This is a genomic window from Acuticoccus sediminis (genome assembly GCF_003258595.1).
GTDB lineage: Bacteria > Pseudomonadota > Alphaproteobacteria > Rhizobiales > Amorphaceae > Acuticoccus > Acuticoccus sediminis.
In genome coordinates this window covers 178,381-203,175 of record NZ_QHHQ01000009.1, presented here as the reverse complement: position 1 = coordinate 203,175, position 24,795 = coordinate 178,381, and the positions used below count along the sequence as shown (strand labels likewise).

At 68.7% G+C, this 24,795-nt stretch carries 19 protein-coding genes; 15 read left to right on the top strand and 4 right to left on the bottom strand.

All coding sequences use genetic code 11. The annotated features are described in order from the left end of the window. Genes DLJ53_RS29810 through DLJ53_RS29790 form a run of 5 tightly spaced genes read left to right on the top strand, consistent with a single transcriptional unit; the run spans window position 1 to window position 6,637 of the window. Entirely contained in the window at window positions 1–1,167 is a 1,167-nt protein-coding gene (locus tag DLJ53_RS29810; RefSeq protein WP_146620137.1) for a M24 family metallopeptidase, read from the top strand. Next, window positions 1,155–2,324 carry a M20 family metallopeptidase gene (locus tag DLJ53_RS29805; RefSeq protein WP_202913425.1) on the top strand — a complete coding sequence of 390 codons (1,170 nt, stop codon included), beginning with the start codon at window positions 1,155–1,157 and terminating at the stop codon, window positions 2,322–2,324. Before DLJ53_RS29810 ends, DLJ53_RS29805 begins: the two co-directional genes overlap by 13 nt. After that, window positions 2,321–4,081, top strand: a complete 1,761-nt coding sequence (locus DLJ53_RS29800) for a M28 family peptidase (RefSeq protein WP_111351950.1) — start codon at window positions 2,321–2,323, stop codon at window positions 4,079–4,081. Before DLJ53_RS29805 ends, DLJ53_RS29800 begins: the two co-directional genes overlap by 4 nt. 11 nt (window positions 4,082–4,092) lie before the next feature. Further along, window positions 4,093–5,943, top strand: coding sequence for an ABC transporter ATP-binding protein (locus DLJ53_RS29795; RefSeq protein ID WP_111351948.1), 1,851 nt, complete (start codon window positions 4,093–4,095; stop codon window positions 5,941–5,943). After that, window positions 5,933–6,637: an aspartate/glutamate racemase family protein gene (locus DLJ53_RS29790; protein ID WP_111351947.1), complete on the top strand. Its 705-nt coding sequence runs from the start codon at window positions 5,933–5,935 to the stop codon at window positions 6,635–6,637. The genes DLJ53_RS29795 and DLJ53_RS29790 overlap by 11 nt, the downstream gene beginning before the upstream one ends. A 245-nt stretch (window positions 6,638–6,882) precedes the next feature. Here the strand turns inward: DLJ53_RS29790 and DLJ53_RS29785 are convergent, their stop codons facing one another. The 4 genes from DLJ53_RS29785 to DLJ53_RS29770 form a co-directional block, all read right to left on the bottom strand. Further along, the gene (locus DLJ53_RS29785; RefSeq protein WP_111351945.1) at window positions 6,883–7,503 is read right to left on the bottom strand and encodes a nitroreductase family protein; all 621 of its coding nucleotides are present in this window, start codon (window positions 7,501–7,503) and stop codon (window positions 6,883–6,885) included. Window positions 7,504–7,647: 144 nt separating this feature from the next. Further along, window positions 7,648–9,036, bottom strand: coding sequence for a hypothetical protein (locus DLJ53_RS29780; protein ID WP_146620136.1), 1,389 nt, complete (start codon window positions 9,034–9,036; stop codon window positions 7,648–7,650). Window positions 9,037–9,047: 11 nt separating this feature from the next. Continuing rightward, the gene (locus tag DLJ53_RS29775) at window positions 9,048–10,346 is read right to left on the bottom strand and encodes an NtaA/DmoA family FMN-dependent monooxygenase (RefSeq protein WP_111351941.1); all 1,299 of its coding nucleotides are present in this window, start codon (window positions 10,344–10,346) and stop codon (window positions 9,048–9,050) included. Window positions 10,347–10,603: 257 nt separating this feature from the next. Next, window positions 10,604–11,347 carry a FadR/GntR family transcriptional regulator gene (locus tag DLJ53_RS29770; protein ID WP_111351939.1) on the bottom strand — a complete coding sequence of 248 codons (744 nt, stop codon included), beginning with the start codon at window positions 11,345–11,347 and terminating at the stop codon, window positions 10,604–10,606. Window positions 11,348–11,710: 363 nt separating this feature from the next. Here DLJ53_RS29770 and DLJ53_RS29765 point away from each other — a divergent pair, with 363 nt between their 5' ends. From DLJ53_RS29765 to DLJ53_RS29720, 10 genes are all read left to right on the top strand, one after another. Continuing rightward, window positions 11,711–13,513 (top strand): hydantoinase B/oxoprolinase family protein, encoded by a 1,803-nt coding sequence (locus DLJ53_RS29765; RefSeq protein ID WP_111351938.1) that lies wholly within the window; start codon window positions 11,711–11,713, stop codon window positions 13,511–13,513. Window positions 13,514–13,558: 45 nt separating this feature from the next. Then, window positions 13,559–15,646 carry a hydantoinase/oxoprolinase family protein gene (locus DLJ53_RS29760; protein ID WP_111351936.1) on the top strand — a complete coding sequence of 696 codons (2,088 nt, stop codon included), beginning with the start codon at window positions 13,559–13,561 and terminating at the stop codon, window positions 15,644–15,646. A 270-nt stretch (window positions 15,647–15,916) separates the two neighbouring features. Beyond that, on the top strand, window positions 15,917–17,485 hold the full coding sequence (locus DLJ53_RS29755; protein ID WP_111351934.1) for an ABC transporter substrate-binding protein: 1,569 nt from the start codon (window positions 15,917–15,919) through the stop codon (window positions 17,483–17,485). A gap of 124 nt (window positions 17,486–17,609) precedes the next feature. After that, window positions 17,610–18,551, top strand: coding sequence for an ABC transporter permease (locus tag DLJ53_RS29750; RefSeq protein WP_111351932.1), 942 nt, complete (start codon window positions 17,610–17,612; stop codon window positions 18,549–18,551). Between the two features lie 3 nt (window positions 18,552–18,554). Then, entirely contained in the window at window positions 18,555–19,493 is a 939-nt protein-coding gene (locus DLJ53_RS29745; protein WP_111351931.1) for an ABC transporter permease, read from the top strand. A gap of 118 nt (window positions 19,494–19,611) precedes the next feature. Beyond that, window positions 19,612–20,454, top strand: coding sequence for an ABC transporter ATP-binding protein (locus DLJ53_RS29740; RefSeq protein ID WP_244935191.1), 843 nt, complete (start codon window positions 19,612–19,614; stop codon window positions 20,452–20,454). Further along, the gene (locus tag DLJ53_RS29735; protein WP_111351927.1) at window positions 20,451–21,545 is read left to right on the top strand and encodes an ABC transporter ATP-binding protein; all 1,095 of its coding nucleotides are present in this window, start codon (window positions 20,451–20,453) and stop codon (window positions 21,543–21,545) included. Before DLJ53_RS29740 ends, DLJ53_RS29735 begins: the two co-directional genes overlap by 4 nt. Before the next feature lie 31 nt (window positions 21,546–21,576). Continuing rightward, a complete protein-coding gene (alr, locus tag DLJ53_RS29730; RefSeq protein WP_111351925.1) occupies window positions 21,577–22,701 on the top strand; it encodes an alanine racemase in 1,125 nt (374 codons plus the stop codon). 43 nt (window positions 22,702–22,744) lie between these two features. Beyond that, entirely contained in the window at window positions 22,745–24,130 is a 1,386-nt protein-coding gene (locus tag DLJ53_RS29725) for an aspartate aminotransferase family protein (protein ID WP_111351923.1), read from the top strand. A 69-nt stretch (window positions 24,131–24,199) separates the two neighbouring features. After that, window positions 24,200–24,730: a flavin reductase family protein gene (locus tag DLJ53_RS29720; protein WP_111351921.1), complete on the top strand. Its 531-nt coding sequence runs from the start codon at window positions 24,200–24,202 to the stop codon at window positions 24,728–24,730. The last annotated feature ends 65 nt before the right edge of the window (window positions 24,731–24,795 follow it).

Genomic DNA, 24,795 nt, shown 5'->3' with positions numbered 1-24,795 from the left:
GTGCAAGAAGAATACGCGGGGCGGGTGCAGCGAGTGCGCGAACTCGCCGGCATGCGGGGCCTGGAAGGCGTCGTCGTCGTCGGCCGCGCGCCGGACCGCAACGGTGACATGCTCTACCTCACCGGGCACGTCCCCATGCTCGCCGGCCACCCGAGCCGCTTCGGCGTGCGGGGGCGCGGCCTCGGCCTGCTGTTCGTGCCGACCGATGCCAGGCAGGGCCTGCACCTCGCCGTCACGACCCCGTTCCACACCGGCGGCCATGGCGTCACCGACACGGTCGTGAATCCCAACATCGTCAAGGGGATCACCGAGATCCTGCAGGCGGCGGGGATGTCCTGCACCAACGTCGGCATCGTCGGCATGGACGTCATCTCGGCGATGACCTACCGCGAGCTCGAACGGTACAATCCGACGATCACCTTCAGCCAGGCCGACGACATGGTCATGAACCTGCGCGCGGTGAAGTCGGAGGCCGAGATGGAGGCGCTGCGCGTCGGCTCCGGATGGGCCGACGAGGTGGGCGACCTCGTGCGCAAGCTGATCAAGCCGGGCGTCACCGAGCGGCAGATGGCGGAGTTCGTCATCGCCGAGATGACGAAGCGCGGCGCGACCAACGGATTCGCGACCTGCCAGTCCGGCGTCACCCGCTCGGGCGAGCCGTTCATGGCCCCGCCCTTCTCCGACCGCGTGATGGAGGACGGCGACCTCGTCCACATGGAGATCAACGGCCGCAACAAGGGCTACATGATCGACATCTGCCGTTCGACCGTCGTTGGCGAGCCGAACGACGCGGCCGTGCATCTCCTCGAGACGGTCAACACAATGCTCGAGGTGTCGATCGCGGCCATCAGGCCGGGCGTCCTCGCCGAGGATCTCGAGAAAATCGCCAACGATGTCGCCGTCGAAGCGGGCTACAAGGCGAACTTCGCGTTCGGCTACGGCGGCGCGGGCACGTACCTCGGCCACGGCATCGGCCTCGGTGTCGACGAGCCGCCGGCGATCTGCCTCGGCGAGAAGACCTACATCCGCGCGGGCATGGTGCTCACCATCGAGCCGGGCCTCTACCGCACGCCCGCCGGCGGCGCGCGCATCGAGGACGAGGTCCACGTCACCGAGACGGGCTGCGAGGTCATGACGAAGCTCGAGCGCCGCTGGTGGGCCGCCTGACCATGGCGGACACCGACACCAGGGCGGAGCTTGGCGAGATCCTCGCCAGGCTCGTGAGCGTGAAGAGCCTTTCCGGCGAGGAGGGCGACGTGCAGCGCGTCATCGCCGACTGGCTGACGGCCGAGGGCATCGACGCGCGGATCGTCCCCGCCGAGGGCGGCCTCACGAACGTCGTCGCCGAGATCGAGGGCGCCGCCGAAGGGCCGACGCTCTGGATCGGTGGCCATTGCGACACCGTCTCGCCGTCCGCCGACTACACGTTCGACCCGTTCGCCGCCGAAATCAGGGGCGGTCGCCTCTACGGTGTCGGAGCGATGGACATGAAGGCGGGCCTCGCGACCGCGATGCACACCGTGCGCGCGCTGCACCGCCGCCGCGACGCGTGGGGCGGCAAGGTGATCTTCGCCGCGCTCGCCGACGAGGAGGCGTACTCGCGCGGCGCCAACGGCTTCGTCGCGACCGCCGGGCCGATCGACGGTGCGATCATGTGCGAGCCGCATTTCGCGCGCCCCTCGATCGGCGCCATCGGCAAGGTGAACCTCAAGGTGGTCGTCACCGGGGTCTCGGCGCACGGCTCGCTCCCCCACAAGGGCGTCAGCGCCGTCACGGAGGCGGCGCGGCTGCTCGTCGCGATCGACCGGTTCGAGCGCAAGCCCCACCCCGTCTACGGCAGGGCGACGCACTGCGTCCTCAACGTGACGTCGGGCGAGGGCCGCTACGAGATCCGCGTGCCGGACCACTGCGAGTTCATGATCAACTGGCACTTCATGCCGAACGAGACGGCCGAGGAGGCCGTCGCGGCGATCGAGGGCCTTGCCACCGGCCTCGCCTCGAAGGCGCGCGTCAGGGTGACGATCGAGCCGCCGCGTTACGACAGCTTCGAACTCGCCGGGGACCACCCCTTCGTCACCGCCTTCGCCGCGAGCTTCGCGCGGGTGACGGGGGCGGCACCGGACTACGAGTTCTGCTTCGGCGTCTCCGACGCCAACATCTTCAACGGCGCCGGTATCCCGACGCTGCTCTACGGCCCGAGCGGGGCGAACATGCACGCCGCGGACGAATGGGCCGATCTCGACCAGATGGTGACGGCGCGCGCCGTCTACATGGACCTGGCCGACAACCTCCTCTTCAAGACAACGCAAAGGGCCATGTCATGAGCCTCGTCCCGGGTCGGCTTCCTCACGCCATCGCCGAGGTGATGAAGCACGTCACCCACATGAACGACGCCACCCCGTACCGCAAAAGCGGCTCCGGCCAGGACACGCGCGCGGGCCAGTACGTCGTCGACACGATGACGTCGTTCGGCCTCGACGCCTACCTGCAGACGTTCGAGACCTACGACAGCGACCTCGGCGAGGCGAAGCTCGAGATCGTCTCGCCCGAGCACCGATCGATGAAGGCGCTCGCCTGCGCCCACATCGAGGCGACGCCCGAGGGCGGCTACAGCAGCGAGCTCGTCGACGTCGGCCCGGGCGGCCTGTCGGACTACGAGGGCAAGGACGTGCGCGGCAAGATCGTGCTCGCGGAAGTGTCCTACGCGCCGTCGACGCCGGAGAAGGCGCGCATCGCGGCGATGAAGGGTGCCGCCGGCATCCTCCTGATGAACTGGGGCCTCGACGACGGCGAGGACATTCCCTGGCGCGGCCTCAAGTCGGTCTGGGGCAACCCGACGCCGGAGACCTGGAAGGACATCCCGCGCCTCTTCGGCATCTCCATCTCCCGTCGCGACGGCATCGCCATTCGCGAGATGATGAAGGCCGGCCCCGTCACCGTTAAGGCCGAGGTCACCTCGATCCGCGAGTGGCGCGAGCTGAAGCAGCCGATCTGCTGGCTGCGGGCACCGGAATACTCGCCGGAGCGCGACCAGTTCATCATCGTGTCCGGCCACATCGACAGCTGGAATCCGGGCCTCACCGACAACATCACCGGCGACGCCGTGATGATGGAGATCGCCCGCGTCCTCGCGGAGCGACGCGACACGCTCCGCCGCTCGGTCGTGTTCTGCTTCTGGAACGGCCACGAGGTCGCGGAGGCCGCCGGCTCGACCTATTTCGTCGACAGCCACTGGGAGCAGATCAACCGGAACGCGGTCGCCTACCTCAACATCGACTCGGTGGGCATGAAGGACACCAATGAGTTCCACGCCGACACCTGCCCGGAGCTGTCCACCTACGTGACCGAGGCGGCGAACACGGTGATCGGCGACGAGGTGCCGGTGGTGATCGGCCGGCTCGACCGGTTCGGCGACCAGTCCTTCTTCGGCGTCGGCGTCTCCGCCTTCACGGGGCGGCACGGCTTCTCGCCCGACATCGTGAAGAAGTACAACGGCGCGACGATCGGCTGGTACAACCACACCGAACACGACACGATCGAGATCCTCGACACCTCGGTCCTGGAGCGCGACCTCGACTACTGGACCCGCGCGGTCGCCGGCCTCGCCACCGCGACCGTCCTGCCGCAGCGCTTCTCGCCGCGCGTCGCCGACCTCAAGGCCCGCTTCGCCAGGATGCTGGACGGCAAGAAGGACCCGGCCGAGCTCACCCGCATCACCGCCGGCCTCGACATGCTGGAGGGCGATGTGGCCTGGCTCGACGCGCACCTCGACGCGCTGGCGGCCGGCAACGCGCCGGACGCGGCGGTCGCACGGGCCAACGCGCTGTCGCTGCGCCTCACCCGGCAGCTGACGTTCATCACGGGCTCGGCCTGCGGCAAGTACGGGCAGGACAGCTACGGCGTGTCGACCCTGCACCAGCCGGTGCCGCTGCTCGCCTCGCTGAACGACTTCGACGCCGCCGCTCCCGCGAGCCTCGAGGCGAAGCTCCTGACCACGAAGCTGATCCGCCTGCGCCAGACGGTGACGGACGCCATCGAGGCGGCGCACGCGATGATCGGCGACCTCAAGTCCAGCGTCTGACGGAGACCGCGATGACCCAGCCGGTGCTCAAGGTCGAGAATCTGACGACGTCGTTCCGCGTCGACGGGACGTTGAGCCCGGTCGTCTCCGGGGTGTCCTTCGAGATCGCCCCGCGCGAGACGCTCGCCATCGTCGGCGAGTCGGGGTCCGGCAAGAGCGTGACGGCGCTCTCCATCATGCGCCTCGTCGGCGGGGACGACGGGGCGCGCCTCGACGGGCGGATCCTGCTGGGCGGCCGCGACCTGCTGACGCTGTCCGAGCGGGACATGCAGGCGGTCCGCGGCGCCGAGGTGGCGATGATCTTCCAGGAGCCGATGACGAGCCTCAACCCCATCATGACGGTGGGCGAGCAGCTCTCGGAGGCGATCCTCAACCACCGGCGGGTGAGCCGGCGGGAGGCGCGCGCGGAGGCGATCAGCCTTCTCAACAAGGTGCGCATCCCCGCCGCCGCGAGCCGCTATGCGGACTACCCGCACCAGATGTCGGGCGGCATGCGGCAGCGCGTGATGATCGCCATGGCGCTCGCCTGCCGGCCGAAGCTCCTGATCGCCGACGAACCGACGACCGCGCTCGACGTGACCGTGCAGGCGCAGATCCTCGACCTCATCAAGGCGCTTCAGGACGAGGAGGGGATGGGCGTCCTCTTCATCACCCACGACATGGGCGTCGTGGCCGAGATCGCCGACCGCACCGTCGTCATGTACCGCGGCGAGATGATCGAGGCCGGCGACACCCCGACGCTCTTCGCCGCCCCGCGCGAACCTTACACGCGCGCCCTCCTCGCCGCCGTGCCACGGCTCGGCTCGATGTCGGGCGAGCCGCTGCCGCGCCGCTTCCCGCTCGTCGACCCTGTGACCGGCGAGACACGGCCGGCGCCGGAGACGCGCGCCACCGTCGACCGCACCGTGCCGCCCGTGCTCGACGTCCAGAACCTCACCACCCGGTTCGACGTCAAGGGCGGCTTCCCCCGCCGCGTCACCGGGCGCGTCCACGCGGTGGAGAATGTCTCGTTCCAGCTCCACGCCGGAGAGACGCTGTCGATCGTCGGCGAGTCGGGCTGCGGCAAGTCCACGGCCGGCCGGTCGATCCTGCGGATGGTTGAGCCGGCGGCGGGATCGGTGGTGACGGGAGACGTCGACATCCTGACCGTGGGGCCGCAGATGCTTCGGCGGCAGCGGCGCGACATGCAGATGATCTTCCAGGACCCGTTCGCGAGTCTCGACCCGCGGCTGCCCGTTGGGGCGGCGATTGCCGAGCCGATGCTGGTCCACGGCGTCGGCACCGCCAAGGCACGCGCGGCGCGGGTGACGGAGCTCCTGGAGCGCGTCGGCCTCTCGCCGGCGATGGCCGAACGCTTCCCGCACGAGTTCTCGGGCGGGCAACGGCAGCGGATCTGCATCGCGCGGGCGCTGGCGCTTCGGCCGCGCTTCATCATCGCCGACGAGAGCGTCTCGGCGCTCGACGTCTCCATCAAGGCGCAGGTGGTGAACCTTCTCATCGACCTGCAGGAGGAGATGGGTCTCGCCTTCCTCTTCATCTCGCACGACATGGCCGTGGTGGAGCGCATCAGCCACCGCGTCGCCGTGATGTACCTCGGCGAGATCGTCGAGATCGGGCCCCGCGCCTCGGTGTTCGAGAACCCGCAACATCCCTACACACAACGCCTGATCGCGGCCGTTCCCGTGCCCGATCCGGCGCGGCGGCGCATGCGGCGGCCGGTCTCGGACGAGGAGATCGGCAGTCCGATGCGACCGCCCGACCATGTCGCGCCGACCCGGACCTACCGCCAGGTCTCGCCGGGCCATCTGGTGCAGGAATGGGACGAGGCCTGGCAGCAGGGAGGCGTACGCCATGCCGCATGACCGAGGGGCCGGCCGGCCGGTCGTCTACATCCTCAACGCCTCCAGCCGCACCGACACCGGGATCACCGAGGACCTCGCCCTCAGCGCTGCCTGGCTCAACGCGAGCGGCGCCTGCCGGGTGGAGGCGGTCACGCTGACGGACGGTCCGAACGGCATCGTCGGCGCGGTCGACAGCGCGCGTGCGGCGCCGGCGGTCCTGGGGTTCATCGCGCGGGAGGCGGAGAAGGCCGAGACGGGCGGTTTCGTCGTCGCCTGCTTCACCGACCCCGGCGTCTACCCGGCGCGCGAGCTCACCGGCAAGCCGGTAGTGGGCATCGGCGAGGCGGGCTTCTACGCCGCCCTCGCGATGGGCGACCGGATCGGCACCATCGGCGTCTCCGCGGGGCATGGCCCGCACCGGATGGCGCGGCATCTCGGTGTGCAGGACCGCATCGCCGGGCACCGCGGCCTCGGCCTCGACTACTCCGACCTGCAGCGGCCGGACGTCGTCACCGCGCGGATGATCGAGGCGGGGACGGCGCTGCGGGACGAGGCCGGGGCGGAGGCGCTCCTGTTCGCCGGTGCGGGCCTCGCCCGCTACGTCGCGCCGCTCCAGGACGCGACGGGCCTGCCCGTGGTGGACCCGACGCAGGCCGCCCTCGGCATCGTCGCCGCCCAGATCATGCAGGCGGCCTACGCCACCGCCGTTTCCTGACGCCGGACCGGATCCGAGCCGTCGTCCCTGCCGTCGGTCCGAACGCCCCCGCTACAGAGCATTGGAGCTCTCGTGCTCATCCAACGGACACCGAGCGATCTGTCCTTCGCTCGGTGTCACTGCACCACCCGGCCTTGCAAGGACCGACCGGGCACGGCGGCCAGAGCCACGGAGCGGCAGAGCGGACGGCCCGATGAAACCCTCGAGGCACGCCGCAATGGCCGAGTGGATTGCAGATCCGGGCCCTAACTCTCCATCCGGTCCGGAAAGCCCCCTTCGAAGGCCAGCTCCGCGAGCGGTTTGCGATCACTCGGCGTTTCACGCGCCGCCAGCTTCTCCGGCAACAGCGACTTGTCGCCCTGGCGGCCGATCGCGTAGGCGGCTTCCACCCGGAAATGCTCGGGAACCGCGAGGTCTTGGCGGATGCGGTCGAGCTCGATGCCCAGCATCCCGTGCGCCTGCCAGCCCATGCTGGTCGCTTGCAGCATGAAGCTCGCCGCCGCAGCGCCGGAATCGTAGGAGTGGCTGTGCGAGACCCTGGCCTCACCGTCCTGCCCCTTCATCAGCGAGTCCGAGACGACGAACACCAGCGCCGCGGCGCTCTGCGCCCACACACGGTTGAACGGCATCAGCAAGTCGAGGAAGCGCGCCCAATGCTCGGTGCCGCGGCGCGCCCAGACGAACCGCCAAGGCTGAAGATTGTAAGACGATGGCGCCCACCGTGCCGCCTCCAGGATCGTCAGGAGCTCGCCTTCGCCGATCGTCTCGTCGGTGAATGCGCGAGGTGACCACCGCTGCAGGAAGAGCGGGGAGACGGGGTGATCGGCGGTCCGCATGTTGGCGCGGGTCTGGGTAGCCGTGGTCATGCTGGTCTGAGGGCTCCGTCGTTGAGACCGGGGAAACGTTGCGGGAGCTTCGGCGGCGGAGGCCCACACCATACCGCGGCGGCAGGCACGCCGGGCGCGACGCTTCGGCCGTGCGGGTCGTTCCGGTCCGAGCAGCCGACACCGTCAAAGCAGCGAATAGGTGACGCCGCCGATCGCTGAAACGGCGGCGAACATCGTCAGGAGAAAGCGCAGGTTCGCCCCCAGCGCGAGACTGCGGCGCGGAACGCCGAACAAGGTCGACGCGGTCAGGAGCGCGATCGAGGCCGGGCTGAGCATCGAGCCGAAACACCATCCCGTCAGTATCAGGGCGATGAAGATGAGCTCGTCGCTCTGCGAGAAGGGCCCGAGTTGCACGAACGCCGAGATGCAGATGCTGGCCGGCAGGATCATGTGGATCCCCGCCATGGGGAGCAGCGCGACGAGCATCGCGCCGGCCATCAACATCAGAAAAGGCGGCCGCCCCTCGGCGACCGCGGCGCGGAGGAGATCGGACAGCATCGGGACGTCGAGCATCAGGCCCGCGAGAACCACCGAGACGGTGAAGAGCATGAACTCGTCGCCGAGCCGGTCGAGCGACGTCCAGGTCTGCCGGGCGGCGCCCGCGGCTGCCGCCGGCCCCATCGTCGCCACCCACCCCGCCCCGAAGATCGTGATGATGAGGATGCAGGCCATGATGGCGCCGAGATGGAGGACGGCCGAAACCAGCACCGTCATCAAAGTCAGCAGCGTGAGCGGAACCCCGACGGCCGCGACCGCGGTCGCCATCTCCCGCAGCGAACGCGGGCTGATGTGGAACTGGCCGAGGAGAAGCCCGCTCAGGATCGCCGCACCGGAGACGGCGAGACCGACGGCGCTGATCTTCCAGAGCGCGAGGTGGGGGATCGAGGCGTTGACCGTCGCCATCGCGACCGTGAACGGCGACCACAGCACGATGAGCGAAAAGCCGCGCATCGAAAACTGGGCCGCACGCAACCGCGCGTCGGACTGCGCGCGCCGCATGATGGGGGCGAAGATGCTCATCACTCCCAGCGTCAGCACCGAGCCCAGCACGTGACTGACGAGGAGGATGCCGCCGTCGCGATCGCGCGCGGCGATGGCCTCGAAGCGGTCTTGCACGTCGGTCAGGCGCGGGTGCATCTCCACGACGGCGCGCAGCAACAGCAGGCATTCGAGGAACGCGGCGAGGCGCGTCGCCTGGGCGAGCCGGTCGACCGCGCGCCACGGGTCCGCGCCGGCGGCGACGGCACCGGCGCACAAGACGGCCGCGACGCCCGTGATCACCAGGGTCCAGTGCCGCAGGTTCAGCACCGACAGGACGAGGAAGCAGACGAGGGCCACCTGCGAGACCGTCTCGACCAGCGCGGACGGGGCGAGGATGACGGTGAGCTCGCAGGCCCACATCAGGAGCGCCAGGCCGCGCAGCGCGGTGATGCGCGCGGCCGTCACGACGGGGGACGCACCCGCCAGCGTGACGCGGGCCTCACCCACGCCGCCGACCGACCGTGGAGCCACTCCGGCGCTCTTCAGAAGGCGAGCAGGTTTTCGCGGAAGGTGCCGGGCTCGTATGCCTTTCGCGTCAGGCCGCGTTGCTTCAGGGCCGGTGCGAGGCCCTCGGCGATTTCGGCGACGGTGCGGCGGGTGATGGTGTTGGTGATCAGGAAGCCATCGCCGCCGATCTCCTCCATCGCCTCACCCATCTTGGCGGCGACGGTGTCGGGCGAGCCGACGAGCTCGATCGATTCCACTGGCGTGAACTTCGTCAGCTCGCGCAGCGTCGCGCCCTTTGAGAGGATCTCCTTCATGCCGCTCTGATGACCGTTGATCTTCGGCAGGAGGTCGTCCGGCAGCGGCTCGTCGAGCTCGAACTGACCGAAATCGATGCCCGACATGTAGCTCATCCGCTCCACGCGTGCCTCCCAATCCTCGGCCTCCTTCTTGCGCTGACGGTCGCGGCGATCGAACGCTTCCTCGTCGGTTTCAGCGAGGATCGGGGCGATGAGGAACAGCACCTTGGCGCTGTCGGCGGGGCGCTGGTTGCGCACGAGGCGCTCCGTGATCTCGGCGCGGTAGCCCTTCATGGCCTCGATGCCGAGCTTGGAGGCGACGATCGTGTCGGCATACTTGGTGGCGAAGGCCATGCCCGCCGGCGAGCCGCCGGCCTGGCAGATCACCGGCTTGCGCTGCGGACCGGGCGCCGTATTCAGCGGCCCACGGCACTTGTAGTACTTGCCGACGAAGTCGATCGTATGGACCTTGTTGTGGTCCGCATAGACGCCGGTCTCCGGGTCCGCGACGATGGCGTCCGGCTCCCAGGAGTTCCACAGGGCCTCGACCACCTCCATCCACTCGTCGGCCATCCGATACCGCTCGTCGTGCTCGTAGTGCTTCTCCAGGCCGTAGTTCTGCGCCGAGCGATGGGAGCTCGCCGTCACGAGGTTGAGGCCCACCCGGCCCTTCGTGAGATGATCCAGGGTCGCGCCGAGACGTGCGGCGGAGAACGGCGGGATGAACGGTGTCGCGATGGTGCCGATGATGCCGATATTCTGGGTCGCGTGGGCGATCAGCGGAATGAGCGGCATCGGATCGGACTTGGGCACGGAATAGGCGCGCCGGAGCGGAAACTCGGCGCTGCCCTTGTAGGTGTCGTGCACGAGGAGCGAGTCCTCGATCATCATGTAGTCGAATGACGCGCGCTCGAGCTGCTTCGCCATGTCGATGTACGGGTCCGGCTGCATCCACTCCATGTGCGTGACGCCGGACCAGGGCGCCCCCCAGCCTTGAACACCGAAGCCTTGCTTGAGGAACCATCCCATATGGAACATATGCGCGCCCTGACGTTGCCGCACGCGTCAATGCGCGAGTGTTCGCACATGGACTACTTGCAAGCTGGGGTTTCAGTACGTCTCTTCCAGCATCTGATGAGAGAAAGCAGGCTGGCGAGTGACGTCAGGTTCAGTATTGAGGCGTCCGATGTCAACGCAGTGCAATAGTCAATACATGCCCAAAGGGCGTGGCCCATGCGCAGAATCCCCGCACCGAACCGGTCTGACCACCCATGACCCGCCGGCGCCCGGTCGCGTCAACGCCGATCGGCGGACGCTGGGGCCTGCCCCCCGCGCTGCGGCAGCAGGCCCAGGGCGGTGTTGCACTCCACGTTGCGCACGAACTCCTCGATATGCGCGATCATCAGCCGCCGGGCGCGAACCGGGTCGCCGTCCGCGACGGCAGCGACCATCGTTTTGTGGCTGGCGAGGATGTCCTCGCGATGGCGCACCGCGAGACGCGTGACGTCGTTCCGCTCCTCGTCGACGCCGCGCAGTATGATCTCCAGCCACACCACGTAGATCGGACTTCCCGAGGCCCGGGCGAGCTGGCGATGGAAGAAGAGATCGGCCTGCTTGAACGCGGTCGGATTGGAAATTGCCCGCTCCATCATCGCGTTGAACATGCGCAACGCATCGATGTCGCTCTCCGTCGCACGCTGCGCGGCGAGCTCGATGATGCGCCCCTCGACGAGAATGCGCGCCTCCGCGAGGTCGGACAGAGCGAGATTGGAGATGCCGGCGGAAAGCGCCTCCGCCTGGCCGAGCGAGGCCTCACCCTCCCCCACCGACGGATCCAGCACGAAGGCGCCGCGGCCGGCCTGGACCCGGACGAGCCCCGCGTCCTCCAGCATCCGCAACGCTTCGCGGACCACCGGACGGCTCGCCTCGAAGCGGACCGCCAGCGGGCGCTCGCCCGGCAGTCGTGCCCCCGGCTCCCAAAAGCCCTTGCGGATTTCCTGGGCCAGTCGCTCCGCCACGATGTTCCGAAGGTTCGCCATCCGCGTCGTCCTTCCGTCCGGTCGGCTCGCATCTGCGCCTGCTCCCTGCAAGGCGACGGCCACAATGGCCCCCGAACCGGTTCGACATACGGTCAGACCAGTTTGATCCCGGCGGTGCTCAGCGTTTGCATTCGATGGCGCGTCGCTTTGCTCATACAATATGCTTTACAGATCGCCGCGCGCTTATAACATCGCACCTCAACAACTCGGCCGCGAATACAATATTCCGCCGTCGGATTGTTTGAACACAATTGGTCACGACGCAAGTGTTCCCTTTGGAAAGGGCTGCGACGGCGAACGCGATGTCCGCCGCGCGAGAGCGAACTGTGCCCGCCCCCATCCGCCGAACGATCCGGAGCCAGGATGACCGAAGCCACCATTGATCCGTTCGAATTCGAGCTCTTCAAAAACGCGATCCTGACCGTCGCGGACGAGATGGCGCTCACCGTTCATCGCACGACTTACTCCAATGTCCTGCGCGACAACCTCGACTACTCGACCGCATTCTTCGATGCCAAAGGTCAAATGGTGGCGCAGGGCTTTTCCCTGCCGGGCCACCTGGGGTCCATGCCGACCGCCCTCGCCGCGGTGCTGTCACGCTTCGGCGGGACCATCAAGGAGGGCGACATCTTCGCCCTCAACGATCCGTTCGACGGCGGCATGCACCTGCCGGACATCTTCATCTTCCAGCCGATCTTCATCGACGGAACGCTGATGGCGTTCGCCGGCTCGATCTCGCATCACACCGACGTCGGCGGCCGCGTCGCCGGATCGAACGCCTCGGATTCGACCGAGACCTATCAGGAAGGTCTGCGCGTGCCGGTCATGCGCATCTACGACGGCGGCGTGAAGAACGAGACCTTCTTCATGTTCGTGGAGAAGAACGTGCGCGTTCCGGCCAAGGTGGCCGGCGACCTGCGCGCTCAGCTCTCGGCCTGCCACATCGCCGAGGTCGCGTTCAAGGACCTCTGCGCGCAGTACGGCACGGCGAAGGTCGCCACCTACATGGCGGAGCTCCTCGACTATTCCGAGCGACTCACCCGCGCCGAGATCGCCAAGCTGCCGGACGGCGAGTTCGAGTTCGAGGACTTCATCGACGACGACGGAATCGACGAGGGCAAGCCGATCCGCCTCAGGGTGCGGATCGAAAAGGCCGGCGACTCGATCCTGTTCGACTGGACCGGTTCCGCGCCGCAGGTGAAGGGCGCGCTCAATTGCACGACGTCGTTCACCAAGTCCGTGTCCTATTGCGGCCTCATGTCCGTGCTGGAAAACGCGATCCCCAACAACGAGGGCGTCTTCCGGGTCGCCAAGGTCGTCGCGCCGGAGGGCACGATCACCAACTGCGTGCTGCCCGCCGCCACCGCCGCACGCGGTCTCACCGGCTTCCGGATGACCGACGTCGTCTTCGGCGCCTTCGCCAAGATGCTGCCGGACAAGGTGTATGCGGCGTCCGACGGCGGCAACACGAACATCTCCATCGGCGGCTACTATGCCGACCACTCGCCCTTCATCTACTGCGACTTCACCTCGGCGGCTTGGGGTGGCCGGCCGTGGGAGGACGGCATCGACGGCAACTCGCACATCTTCGCCAACATGGCCTCGCAGTCCATCGAGGTGACGGAAGCCGAGCAGCCGGTGCGCATCGACGCCTACGAGTTCATGACGGACCGCGGCGGCGTCGGGCAATATCGCGGCGGCGCTCCCTATCGGCGGTCCTACACCTTCCTCGAGGACGAGGCGACGATCTCGGTCCGCTCCGACCGTCGCGAATACCGCGCCTACGGTCTCTACGGCGGCGGGCCGGGCTATCCCTCGATGAATTACCTCACCCGCGAGGCGGGCAAGCCGACGCTCCTTCCCTCCAAGTTCACGACGACGCTGCACAAGGGCGACCACTTCGTCCACGAGGTGTCCGGCCCCGGCGGCTGGGGCGATCCGCTGGAGCGCGACACCGCGCGGTTGGTCAGGGACGTGCGCAACGGCTTCGTCTCGCCGCAGTCGGCCCGTGACGAATACGGCCTGGTGTTCGACGACGCGACGCTCGAGGTCGATGAGGCGGCCACCGCCGCGCGGCGCCGCGAACTCGCCGCCGCCCGCGGCTGGAGCGAGGTGCCCTTCATGCTGCGCGAGCCGTCGCAGGCGCTCAAGGAGGCGGCCGAATAGGCCGCCCCACTGTCCTTTCCCCACGGAATTCTGGAGCGATAGACCATGAGCGGTTATCGGGTCGGCGTCGACATCGGCGGCACATTCACCGACATCGTCCTCCTCGGCGACACGGGCGAGATCCTCACCAGAAAGGTGTCGTCCACCGTCGACAACTATGCCCGCGCGATCTCCGACGGTCTCGCCGCGACCTTCGCCGAGGCCGGCATTGCCCCCTCCGAGATCGAGGAGGTGCTGCACGGCACCACGGTCGCCTCCAACGCGATCCTGGAGCTGAAGGGCGCCAGGACGGGCCTCATCACGACCCGCGGCTTCCGCGATCTCCTCGAGCTGCGGCTCCTTCGCATGCCGCGGCTCTACGATCTCGGCTGGGTCAAGCCGCCGATGCTGGTGGAGCGCTTCCTGCGCATGGAGGTCACCGAACGCATCGGCGCGGACGGCTCCGTCGTCACGCCGCTCGACGAGGCGGAGGTGGCGGACGCCGTCGACCGGCTGGTCGGGGAAGGGGTCGAGGCGATTTCGGTCTGCCTGCTCCACTCCTATGCCAACCCGGCGCACGAGATGCGTGTCAAGGAGATCGTCGCGGAGCGCGCACCCGGCATGGTGCTGTCCGTCTCCTCGGAGGTGCTCCCCGAGATCAAGGAATACGAGCGGACCTCGACCACCGTGATCAACGCCTACGTCAAGCCGGTGGTCGGCTCCTACCTCAAGTCGCTGATCGGCGACCTCGACCGCATCGAGGTGAAGGCGCCGCTGCTCCTGATGCAGTCGAACGGAGGCCTCACGACCGCCGAGGTCGCCGCCGAGTTGCCTATGAACATCGTCGAATCCGGGCCCGCCGCGGGGGTCGTCGGCGCACAGCAGCTCGCGCGCCGCGTCGGCTTCGACAAGGTCATCTCCTTCGACATGGGCGGCACCACCGCCAAGGCCTCGCTGGTGGAGGACGGCGACGTGACCCGCGCCGAGGAATATTCCGTCGGCGGCGGGATCATGATCGGCTCGCGGCTGATGTCGGGGGCGGGCTACGCGCTGAAGGTCCCGGCGATCGACCTCGCCGAGGTCGGGGCGGGCGGCGGCTCCATCATCTCCATCGACGCCGGCGGCGTGCCTCAGGTGGGGCCCCAGAGCGCCGGCTCCTTCCCGGGACCGGTGTGCTATGACCTCGGCGGCACCGAGCCCACCGTGACCGACGCCAACGTCGTCCTCGGCTATATCAATCCCGGGCATCTGGCCGGCGGATCGGTGAAGCTGCGGTCGGACAAGTCCAAAGCGGCCCTCACCGAAAAGGTCGCCGAGCCGTTGGGCCTCTCGCCCGAGCGCGCGGCCTACGGGGCCCACCTCGTCGCCGCCTCGAACATGATCCGGGCGATCAAGGCCGTCTCCTCCGAGCGGGGACGCGATCCGCGCGAATACGCGCTCGTCGCCTTCGGTGGCAACGGGCCGTTGTTCGCGGCCGGCATGGCGCGCTCGCTGATGGTGGCCAAGGTGATCGTGCCGCCGCAAGCCGGGGTCTTCTCGTCCGTCGGCCTCCTCTACTGCGACGTCGAATACCACTTCCCCAAGACCTTCCGGCAGCTCGTCGGCGACATCGACCCCTCGGCGCTCAGGGAGGCCACCGCTGCGCTCGAGGCGCAGGCGCGCGACCGCCTCGCCGCGGACGGCTTCAGCGGCGACGCGGTGGAGCTCAAGTGGACCGCCAAGCTGCACTACCGCGGGCAGGCCTATGAGCTCGCGGTGCCGCTGCCGGCGATCGGGCCGGGTTTCGCCGCCGCCGCAGCGGAGGCCTACGGCGCCGAGCACGAGCGCACCTACGGCCACCGCGCCGGCGACGACGAGCCCGTGGAGCTCGTCTCCCTCAACCTCGCCGCCCGCGGTCTGCTCGAAGCGGCCCGCAGCATCGCCAAACAGGACCTTGCGATTGGCCTCGCCGAACCGACCACGCGCCGCGCCTATTTCGGCCCCGACTACGGCTGGATGGAGACGCCGATCCTCAAGCGCGGCCATCTCGCCACGCCGTATGCGGGGCCGGTGATCGTCGAAGAATACGACTGCACGTGCGTCGTTCCGCCGGGCATGACCGCCGCGCTCGACGAGTTCGGCGACATCATCATCGACACCGGCGTCAACGCCTGACCGTGCTCCCGCCCCGCCAGGATCGGCGGAGCGTGAGAAGGACGCCGGGTTGGACCGGACCGGTTTGCCCGGATCGATCAGACCGATTGCGACGGGCCAGAGCGGCCGACCCGGGCCCGTAAGAGCCGGGCCGCTACAGGTCGAAGACGCTCGGCTGCCCCCGCGGCGGTCGGCCCCGAGAGCCGCGACGGCGTCCACCCAGAGGCGCCGCGCCCGACTGGGACAAACGCCCGACGGAACTTCGCAACTCGAGAGGCTGGGAGCCGTCCGATGACACAAAAGTTCGATCCGCGTCGCCGCGCCATCCTGAAGGCCGCCATTGCGGGCGGAGCTGGCGCCGCCATCTCGCCGTTTCTCGGCAGTCCACTCTCGTTCGCCCAATCCGGTGGCACCGTGACCCTCGCCATCCCCGGCGTGCCGGTGACCCTCGACCCGGTGAACCAGATCAGTCACGACTGGATGGTCACATCGCAGGCGATCTTCGAGAACCTCATCGAGTTCGACGTCGACGGCGAGTATAAGCCGCAGCTCGCTGCCGCCATGCCCGCGCTGTCGGACGACAAGCGCACCTACACCTTCGAGCTGCGCGACGACGTCGTCTTCCAGAACGGCGAGCCCTTCACGGCCGAGGACGTGAAATACTCCTTCGACTGGCTGCTCGACCCCGACAACAAGGCGATGCGCCGGCCGGTCTTCGCGCGGATCCAGGAGGTCAACATCCTCTCGCCGACGAAGGTGGAGTTCCGCCTGTCGGAGCCCTACGGGCCGTGGCTCGCCTTCATGACCAAGTGCATGGGCATCTTCCAGAAGGGCTCGCGCGAGGCGAACGGCCCGGACTTCTTCCGGACCGCGCCGGTCGGCGTCGGCACGGGCCCCGGCATCTTCGAAGAGTGGCGCCCGAACGAGTATATCAGCCTCGTGCGCAACGATAAGTACTACCGGGACGGGCTGCCGGCCTGGGATCGGCTTGTGGTGCGCCAGATCAACGAAGAGTCGACCCGCGTCGCCTACCTGATGTCCGGTCAGGTCGACCTCATCTCGGCGCCGCCGCCCAAGGACTTCGATCGGCTGTCCGCCATGCCGATGCTGGAAGGCGCCAAGCGCCCGACGCTGGGCGGCTGGTTCGCCATGAACATCGACAACACGAAGGCCCCGTTCGACGACCCGAACGTGCGCCGCGCGGTGTCGTGCGCCATCGATCGCGAATCCATCGCCACCAACGTCTACTACGACCTCCTCTCCCCGGCGGCGCTCCCCGCCCCGAAGGACGCCTGGTGGTACAACGCCGATGCCGATGCCGCCGCGTCCTACGACATCGAGCGCGCACAGGAATTCATGGCGAAGTCGAAATATGCCGACGGCGCCACGTTCAGCCTGATGGTGCCCTCCGAGCCCTACCTTCTCGACGTGCGAGACGCCGCGCTGGTCATCCAGTCCCAGCTCGCCGAGATCGGCCTGACGATGAACCTCGAGGTGGTCGAGTTCCAGGTGATGATCCAGAACGCGATCAAGGGGACCGCCAACACCATGTTCGTGAACATGTCGCCGGGCGAGCCGACCTATCACCTTCAGAACTCGCTGACGCCGGGGCAAATCCTCTCCAAGTCCGTGAAGTATGACGGCCCGGACATGGTCGCGCTCCTCAAGCAGGGCTTCGCCGAGCCGGAGCAGGAGAAGCAGAAGGAGATCTACCTGAAGCTCCAGGACGTGCTTTTGCGTGACATGCCGCTGATCTGGATCGGCTTCGTCTACGCCGCCAACATCTGGCGCAAAGGCAAGCCGAAGGACTTCACCGTCAACCAGGGGCTGACGATCGTCGCGAACGAGATCGTCATCTAGATCCCGTGGCCATGCACCCACTCGGCCGGGCCGGGCACGCCGGCCGCCGCCTATCCGCGCACGCGCGGCCCTGCCGCGAGCCTGACGAGGCGCCCGACCGCGCCCGGTGCCACCGGAGGATGCCATGCTCCGCCTAATCGTCGACCGGATCCTGTTCTCGCTCGCGACCCTCCTCTTCGTGGGTCTCGTGCTCTTCGTGCTGACACGGCAGGTGCCGGGTTCGCCGGCCATCGCCGCCCTCGGCGCGGAGGCGACGGAGGCCCAGCTCGCCGACTTCAACGCGGAGCACGGCCTCGATCAGCCCGTGCTTGTCCAGTACGGCAACTGGCTCGTCAGCGTGGCGCAGGGCAATTTCGGCCGCTCCTTCGTGACGGGACGCGACATGAACGAGCTCCTCGCGTCCACCTTGCCGATCACGCTGGAACTAGTCCTCGTCGCGTTCGTCTTCGCCGTCGTCGTGGCGATCCCGCTGGGGGTGATCTCCGCGCTCGCGGAGGGCAAGCTCGCCGACCATCTGGCGCGGATCATCTCGGTGATCGGCGTCTCGGTGCCGGGCTTCTGGCTCGGCCTCCTCCTCATTCGCTACCCGGCGGTGGAATGGGGTTGGTTCCCGCCCGGCGGCTACGTGCCGATGTCGGATGGAATCGGCGCGCACTTCAACTCCATCGCCCTGCCCGCCTTCGCCCTCGGCATCTACTACGTCGCCATCCTGTCGCGGATGACACGCTCCGGCATGATCGAGGTGCTGTCGTCCGACTATATCCGGACGGGCCGGGCGCTCGGCATCGGCCGCGTCCGCCTCCTCTGGTACGCGCTGAAGAATGCGCTCGTCCCGGTCGTCAGTGTCGGCGCGATGTCGTTCGGGTACATGTTCGGCTGGGCGCTGATCATCGAGTACCTCTTCTACATCCCGGGCATGTCCTCGGCGCTCCTCACCGCAGTCGGACAGCGCGATTACCTGACAATGCAGGCGATCGTCTATGTCTTCACGATCATCTTCATCATCTCCAATGCCGGAGCGGACATCCTCAATCGCGCCCTCAACCCGAAGCTCGCGAGTCTCTGAGCCATGGCCCTCACCGAACGCCCTTCGCTTTCGCCCTTCGCTCCGATGGTCGGCGTCCTGTCCCGTTCGGCCCGGCTGATCGGCGCCAACGGAACGACCACGGCCGGTGGCATCATCGTCCTCCTCGTCCTCGCCGCCGCGGTGTTCGCGCCGCTCGTCGCCCCCTACGACCCGGTGCAGGTCGTCATCCAGGACAAGCTGCAGCCGCCGTCCGCCCTGCACTGGCTCGGCACCGACCAGGCCGGCCGCGACATCTTCAGCCGCCTCGTCTGGGGCACGCGCGCGTCGCTGACAGTCAGCCTCTTCGCCGTCGCGATCGGGCTCTTCTGCGGCGTCGTCGTGGGGCTCTTCGCGGCCCACGTCTCGGGCACCCTGCTCGAGCAGATCATCATGCGCATCATCGACGCCATCGCCTCGATCCCGCTCCTCATCTGGGCGATCGCGGTGATCGGCATCGTCGGCGTCGCACCGGTGATGGTGGGCCCGTTCGAGCTGCGCAACACGCACAAGCTCATGCTCGTGATCGGGCTTCTCTATACGCCGACGCTCGCGCGCATCACCCACGCGGTGGCGCAAGGCGAGATGGTCTCCGAATACGTGAAGGCGCGCCGCGTCCAGGGCGCGTCGAGCATCTCCATCATGGTCGGCGACGTCCTGCCCAACTCGATGTCGCCCCTCATCGTGCAGGCGACGCTGCTCGTCGCCATCGGCATCGTGGTGGAGGCGTCGGTCAGCTTCGTCGGGCTCGGTGTGCAGCCGCCGACCCCCTCCTGGGGGGCCATGCTGGCGGACGCCCGCTCCTACGTCTTCTCGGGCGAATGGTGGATGCCACTGTTCCCGGGCCTCGCGATCTCGCTCACCGTCATCGGCTTCAACCTCCTCGGCGACGGTCTGCGCGACATTCTCGACCCGCGCCGTGCCACCGGGGGACTTCTCCAATGACCGCCGCACCGCTTCTCGAGGTCTCGGACCTTCGCGTCTCATTCCCCACCGCCGGCCGCTGGGCCGATGCGGTCCGCGGGGTCTCCTTCTCGGTCGCACCGGGGAGGCGGTCGGGCTCGTGGGCGAATCGGGGTCGGGCAAGTCCGTCTCGGCGTTCTCCATCATGGGCCTCCTCGCCCGGCCGGGACGCGTCAGCGGCGGCTCCATCCGCTTCGAGGGCCAGGAGCTGACCGCCCTCTCCGAGCGGTCGATGGCCGCGATCCGGGGGCGCGAAATCTCCATGGTGTTCCAGGACCCGCTGTCGTCGCTGAACCCCGCGTTCACGGTCGGCCAACAGCTCGTCGACACCATCCGCGCCCACCGGCCCGGCATCGGCCGGCGCGAGGCCCGCGAGCGGGCCGCCGACGCGCTTTCCATGGTGGGCATCGCCGACCCAGGCGCGCGCCTCGGCGCCTACCCGCACGAGTTCTCCGGCGGCATGCGCCAGCGTGTGATGATCGCCCTCGCGATTTCCAGCAAGCCGAAGCTCCTCATCGCCGACGAACCCACCACCGCGCTCGATGTGACCGTGCAGGCCCAGGTCGTCGAACTTCTGGAGACGCTGCGCGAGGAAATGGGGCTCGCGATCCTCTTCATCTCCCACAACCTCGACCTCGTCGCCGAGCTCTGCGACCGCGTCCTGGTGATGTACGCCGGTTCGGTCGTCGAGGAGGGGCCGGTGGAAGCGCTCTTCCGCAGCCCCGAGCATCCCTACACGCGGCTTCTGCAGCGCTGCATCCCCCGGATCGACCGGGCCGAGCCGTTGTGGAGCATCGAAGGCGCGCCGCCTCCGCTCGGCACCCGCATCCCCGGCTGCGCGTTCGCGGACCGGTGCCCCGAGGTCATGGACAAGTGCCGCACGGCCCGCCCCCTCCCGCATGGAACCGCCTCCCATGCCGTCAGCTGCTGGGTGACCCCATGACCACCACGACGACGACCGGCACCCTGGCCCCCGAGGGCCGCGGCGCCGACAAGGGCCGCCAGCCGGCACGCACATCGCTGCCCGAGCCGATGCTGGACCTCGTGCGCATCCGCAAGGACTTCGTGCTCGGGGGCGGGCTCGTCGGGCGCATCACCGGCACGCGCCGCGTGTTCCAGGCGCTCCGCGACGTCTCCCTCTCGGTGCGCAAAGGCGAGATCGTGAGCCTGGTGGGCGAGAGCGGGTCGGGCAAGTCCACCCTCGCGCAGGTCGCCGTGCGCCTGCTCGACGTCGACGGCGGCGATGTCGCCTATCGCGGCGAAGGCGTCACGCACCGCAAGGGAAAGGCGCTGAAGCCGTTCCGCGAAAAGGTGCAGATGGTCTTCCAGGACACCGGCTCGTCCTTCAACCCACGCAAGACCATCGGCCGCGCCCTCGACGAGACATTGCGCCTGCGCGGCGTCCCGCGCGACCGCCGCCAGCCCCTCTCGGTCGCCCTGCTGGAGCGCGTCGGCCTCGGCGACTTCGTGCGCAAGCGCTATCCGCATCAGCTCTCGGGCGGTCAGCGCCAGCGCGCCGCGATCGCCCGCAGCCTCGCGATGAACCCGGAGTTCCTGGTGGCCGACGAACCGGTCGCCTCGCTCGACGTCTCGCTTCAGGCGCAGATCGTCAACCTCTTGATAAGGTTGCGCGACGAGCTGGGGCTGACCCTCCTCTTCATCAGCCACGACCTCGCCCTGGTGAGCCAGATCTCGAACCGCGTCGCGGTGATGTATGCCGGCCGTATCGTCGAGGAAGGGCCGCCCGACACGGTCCTGAAGCATCCCGCCCACCCCTACACTCGCGCCCTGATCGACGCGATCCCCAAGGGGCTCGACGGACGTCGGCGGGGCCTCGCCCGGCGTGACGGCGTCAAACCCGACCGCTCCCTCCCGTCCGCCGGATGCCGGTTCGCGCCCCGCTGCCCGCTCGCCATGGCGATCTGCCGCGACGTGGAGCCCGCCAGCGTGACGATCACCCAGGGGCACCGCACCGAGTGCCACCTTGTGGACGAGGCGAAGGGATATCCGCCCCAGCAGCGCCCCACCCGGTGACCCCTCCGCTCCCACGATCCGAAAGTTCGCCATGAGCTTCCTGCGCCCCGCCACCATCACCATCGATCTCGACGCGCTGGCCCACAATGTCGGCCTCTATCGGCGCGTGGCCGGGTCTTCGACCTTCTTCGCCGTGATCAAGGGCGACGGGTACGGGATCGGGATCGTTGCCGCGGCCCGCACCTGCCTCGCCGCGGGGGCGGACGCCGTCGCACTCGGCAATCCGGACGACGTGGCGGCGTTGCGCCAGGCCGGCATCGACGCGCCGATGCTGCTCTACGCCTCGACCCTGCCGCAGGACGCGGCGGACGTCGCCGCCCTCGGCGTGATGCCCACCATCCACGATCGAGCGAGCCTCGACGCGTTCGCCGCCACGGGGCGCCGGCTCGACGTGTGGGTGAAGGTGGACTGCGGGCTCGGCCGGCTCGGCTTCGCCAGAGGCACCTGGCACGAGGCGTTCGCCGCCCTTGCCGAGGCGAAGACCCTGCGGCTCGCGGGCGTCTACACCCATGTGCGCGACACCCACGACCCCGTCGCCCTCGCCGAGCAAGGCGGCCTCTTCAACGTCGCCTGCGCGGCCGCGAGCGGGGCCGGGTTCTCCGGTTTCTCACGGATGCTCGCATCGAGCCGCGTCGTGCTGGAGCGTCCGGAGTTCCACTTCGACGCCATCAATCCGGGCAAGGGCATGTACGGCTACGGCGATCCGGACTGGGCCTACGCGGACGAAATCCGCCCGGTCGTCGCCAAGGTTGCCGGGCGCGTCATCCAGGTGAAGACGCACCCCGCCGGCACGGTCTTCTACGGCGACAGCGCGCCGCTCGACGTTCCCCGCGTCTCCGCCGTCGTGCCGATGGGCCATTGCGACGGCTTCAATCACCGCCCGCCCTGCGGCGAGGTGATCGTCGCCGGGCGCCGGTGCCCGATCGTCGCCCGGCGCGGCATCGAGCACACGGTCGTCGACGTGACCGGCGTCGATGCCGCGGTCGGCGACGAGGCCGTCTTCATCGGCAGCCAGGGCGCCGAGACGATCACCCTCGCCGAGGTCGCCGCCGTCCTCGGCGTTCACCCGCCCGAACTCATCGCCCGAATCGCCCGCATGGCGCCGCGCGAATACCTCCCCGCCTCCGCCGCTGCCGCCCGGCAAGCCGCGGAATGACATCGGCCGGCCCCGCCGGCTCAGACCTCTTGGAGCTCCAGACATGGCCGAACCCGCCGCCGCCCTGCCGAACGACACCGTGGAGAGCCGCTTCGTCGCAATGACACCGGGCTCCGGCCGTCTGTTCGAACAGGCCCGCTCCCTCTTCCCGAGCGGCATCACGCACGATTCGCGGCATCTCGCCCCCTATCCCCTCGCGGTCGGGCGCGCCAGCGGACCGCGCAAGTGGGACGTCGACGGCAACGAATATGTCGACTACATCGGCGGTCACGGGGCGCTGCTGCTGGGCCATGCCGACCCGGACGTCACCGCCGCGATGATGGCGCAAATCCCGAACGGCACGCACTATGGATCCAGCCATCCCGCCGAAGTCGCCTGGGGCGCGCTGATCCGCGAGCTCATGCCCGCCGCCGAGCGCGTGCGCTTCACCAACTCCGGTACCGAGGCCACCCTGCTCGCCCTGCGCCTCGCCCGCGCCTATACCGGCAAGCCGCGCTTCCTGCGCTTCGCCGGCCATTTCCACGGCTGGCACGACGCGGCGTCCGTCGGCCACCTGTCGCACTTCGATTCCACCTCACCCATCGGCGTGCTGCCGGGCATCGCGCAGAACGTCGTCGTCGCGCCGCCCAACGATGCCGCGCGGGTGGAAGAGCTTCTCGCTACCGACGACGGCATTGCCGCGGTGATCGTCGAGCCCACCGGGCAGACCTTCGGCCGCGTCCCCATCGCGCCGGAGTTCCTGCGCACGCTGCGCGAGCTCACCACGCGCTACGGCGTCCTCCTGATGTTCGACGAGGTCATTACCGGTTTCCGCGTCTCGCCCGGCGGCGCGCAGGTCGCCTTCGGCGTCGATCCGGACCTCACCTCGCTCGCCAAGGTGGTCGCCGGCGGCATGCCCGGCGCGGCCATCACCGGCCGCAAGGACATCCTCGACTTCCTGGACTTCGAAGTAACGGCCGCGCGCGGCGGCGAGAAGATCCGCCATCAGGGCACCTTCAACGCCAACCCGGTCGCCGCAGCCGCGGGCGTCGCGGCGCTGACCAAGATCCGCGACACCGGCGCGTGCGAGCGCGCGAGCGCCACCGCAGCGGAGATCCGCGACGGGCTGAACGCGGTCTTCGCCGCCGAGGGCGTGCCGTGGGCCGCCTATGGCACCTCGTCGGCCTTCCACCTCTTCCTCAACGGCAGGAACCTTCCCATCGACCCGCTCGACTTCGAGCCTGCCGCCTACTCACCGGACGAACTGCGCAGCAACGATCCCGGTGTCGTCAACGCCCTGCGGCTGGCGATGATGTGCGAGGGCGTCGATCTCGCGGGCTGGCCGGGCGGCATCGTCTCCGCTACGCACGGTCCTGCGGAGGTGACGGCGACCGTGGCCGCCGCCCGCCGGTCCATCGCGGCTCTGCGCAGCGACGGCCTCCTTGCCTGAGCCTTCACCCTCGCGGCGGCGCGATTTCCTCCGCCCAGCGCCGCACGAACTGATTTCGGAGCACGAACGATGACCGAGTCCGCATTCGACACCGTAGGCCCCGCCGAATTCAAGAAGGTCGCCGGACGCTGGGCGAGCGGGTGCGCGGTGATCTCGTCCGTCGGCTCGGACGGACATTTCCACGGGGTGACCATGTCGGCCGTCACGTCGCTGTCGCTCGACCCGATGCAGTTCCTCGTCTGCCTCGCCCATTCCAGCCGCACGTTCACGGCCGTTACCGAGAGCCAGCGCTTCGCGATCAACATGCTGGCCGCCGGCCAGCAGGACCTCGCGATGCACTTCGCCAGCCGCCACGACGACAAGTTCGATAGCGTGCCGCACGTCCTTCACGACAAGGTGCCGGTGATCAGCGGCGCGCTCGGCTACGTGGTCTGCAAGGCGGCACGCATTCTGGACGGCGGGGACCACGCGATCATCATCGGCGACGTCGCCCACCTCGGCATTTCCGAAGGTGAACCCCTACTGTACTACGCTGGCCGCTTCGGTCACTTCGTCCACGGCGCCAGAACGTCGGCCCCCGCATTGGCGGGGGCCGACTGAGCGCGACGCGGATGGCTTTGATCGCCCGACGGTTGGAGAAGAACCCGTCAGGCGTGAGTGTGTCC

Coding starts and splice junctions, on each gene's coding strand:
- DLJ53_RS29720 (WP_111351921.1), top strand. CDS start 24,200: ATGACCGAGTCCGCATTCGACACCGTAGGCCCCGCCGAATTCAAGAAG.
- DLJ53_RS29725 (WP_111351923.1), top strand. CDS start 22,745: ATGGCCGAACCCGCCGCCGCCCTGCCGAACGACACCGTGGAGAGCCGC.
- DLJ53_RS29785 (WP_111351945.1), bottom strand. CDS start 7,503: ATGACCACGGCTACCCAGACCCGCGCCAACATGCGGACCGCCGATCAC.
- DLJ53_RS29750 (WP_111351932.1), top strand. CDS start 17,610: ATGCTCCGCCTAATCGTCGACCGGATCCTGTTCTCGCTCGCGACCCTC.
- DLJ53_RS29790 (WP_111351947.1), top strand. CDS start 5,933: ATGCCGCATGACCGAGGGGCCGGCCGGCCGGTCGTCTACATCCTCAAC.
- DLJ53_RS29755 (WP_111351934.1), top strand. CDS start 15,917: ATGACACAAAAGTTCGATCCGCGTCGCCGCGCCATCCTGAAGGCCGCC.
- DLJ53_RS29765 (WP_111351938.1), top strand. CDS start 11,711: ATGACCGAAGCCACCATTGATCCGTTCGAATTCGAGCTCTTCAAAAAC.
- DLJ53_RS29800 (WP_111351950.1), top strand. CDS start 2,321: ATGAGCCTCGTCCCGGGTCGGCTTCCTCACGCCATCGCCGAGGTGATG.
- DLJ53_RS29735 (WP_111351927.1), top strand. CDS start 20,451: ATGACCACCACGACGACGACCGGCACCCTGGCCCCCGAGGGCCGCGGC.
- DLJ53_RS29775 (WP_111351941.1), bottom strand. CDS start 10,346: ATGTTCCATATGGGATGGTTCCTCAAGCAAGGCTTCGGTGTTCAAGGC.
- alr (WP_111351925.1), top strand. CDS start 21,577: ATGAGCTTCCTGCGCCCCGCCACCATCACCATCGATCTCGACGCGCTG.
- DLJ53_RS29760 (WP_111351936.1), top strand. CDS start 13,559: ATGAGCGGTTATCGGGTCGGCGTCGACATCGGCGGCACATTCACCGAC.
- DLJ53_RS29745 (WP_111351931.1), top strand. CDS start 18,555: ATGGCCCTCACCGAACGCCCTTCGCTTTCGCCCTTCGCTCCGATGGTC.
- DLJ53_RS29795 (WP_111351948.1), top strand. CDS start 4,093: ATGACCCAGCCGGTGCTCAAGGTCGAGAATCTGACGACGTCGTTCCGC.
- DLJ53_RS29770 (WP_111351939.1), bottom strand. CDS start 11,347: ATGGCGAACCTTCGGAACATCGTGGCGGAGCGACTGGCCCAGGAAATC.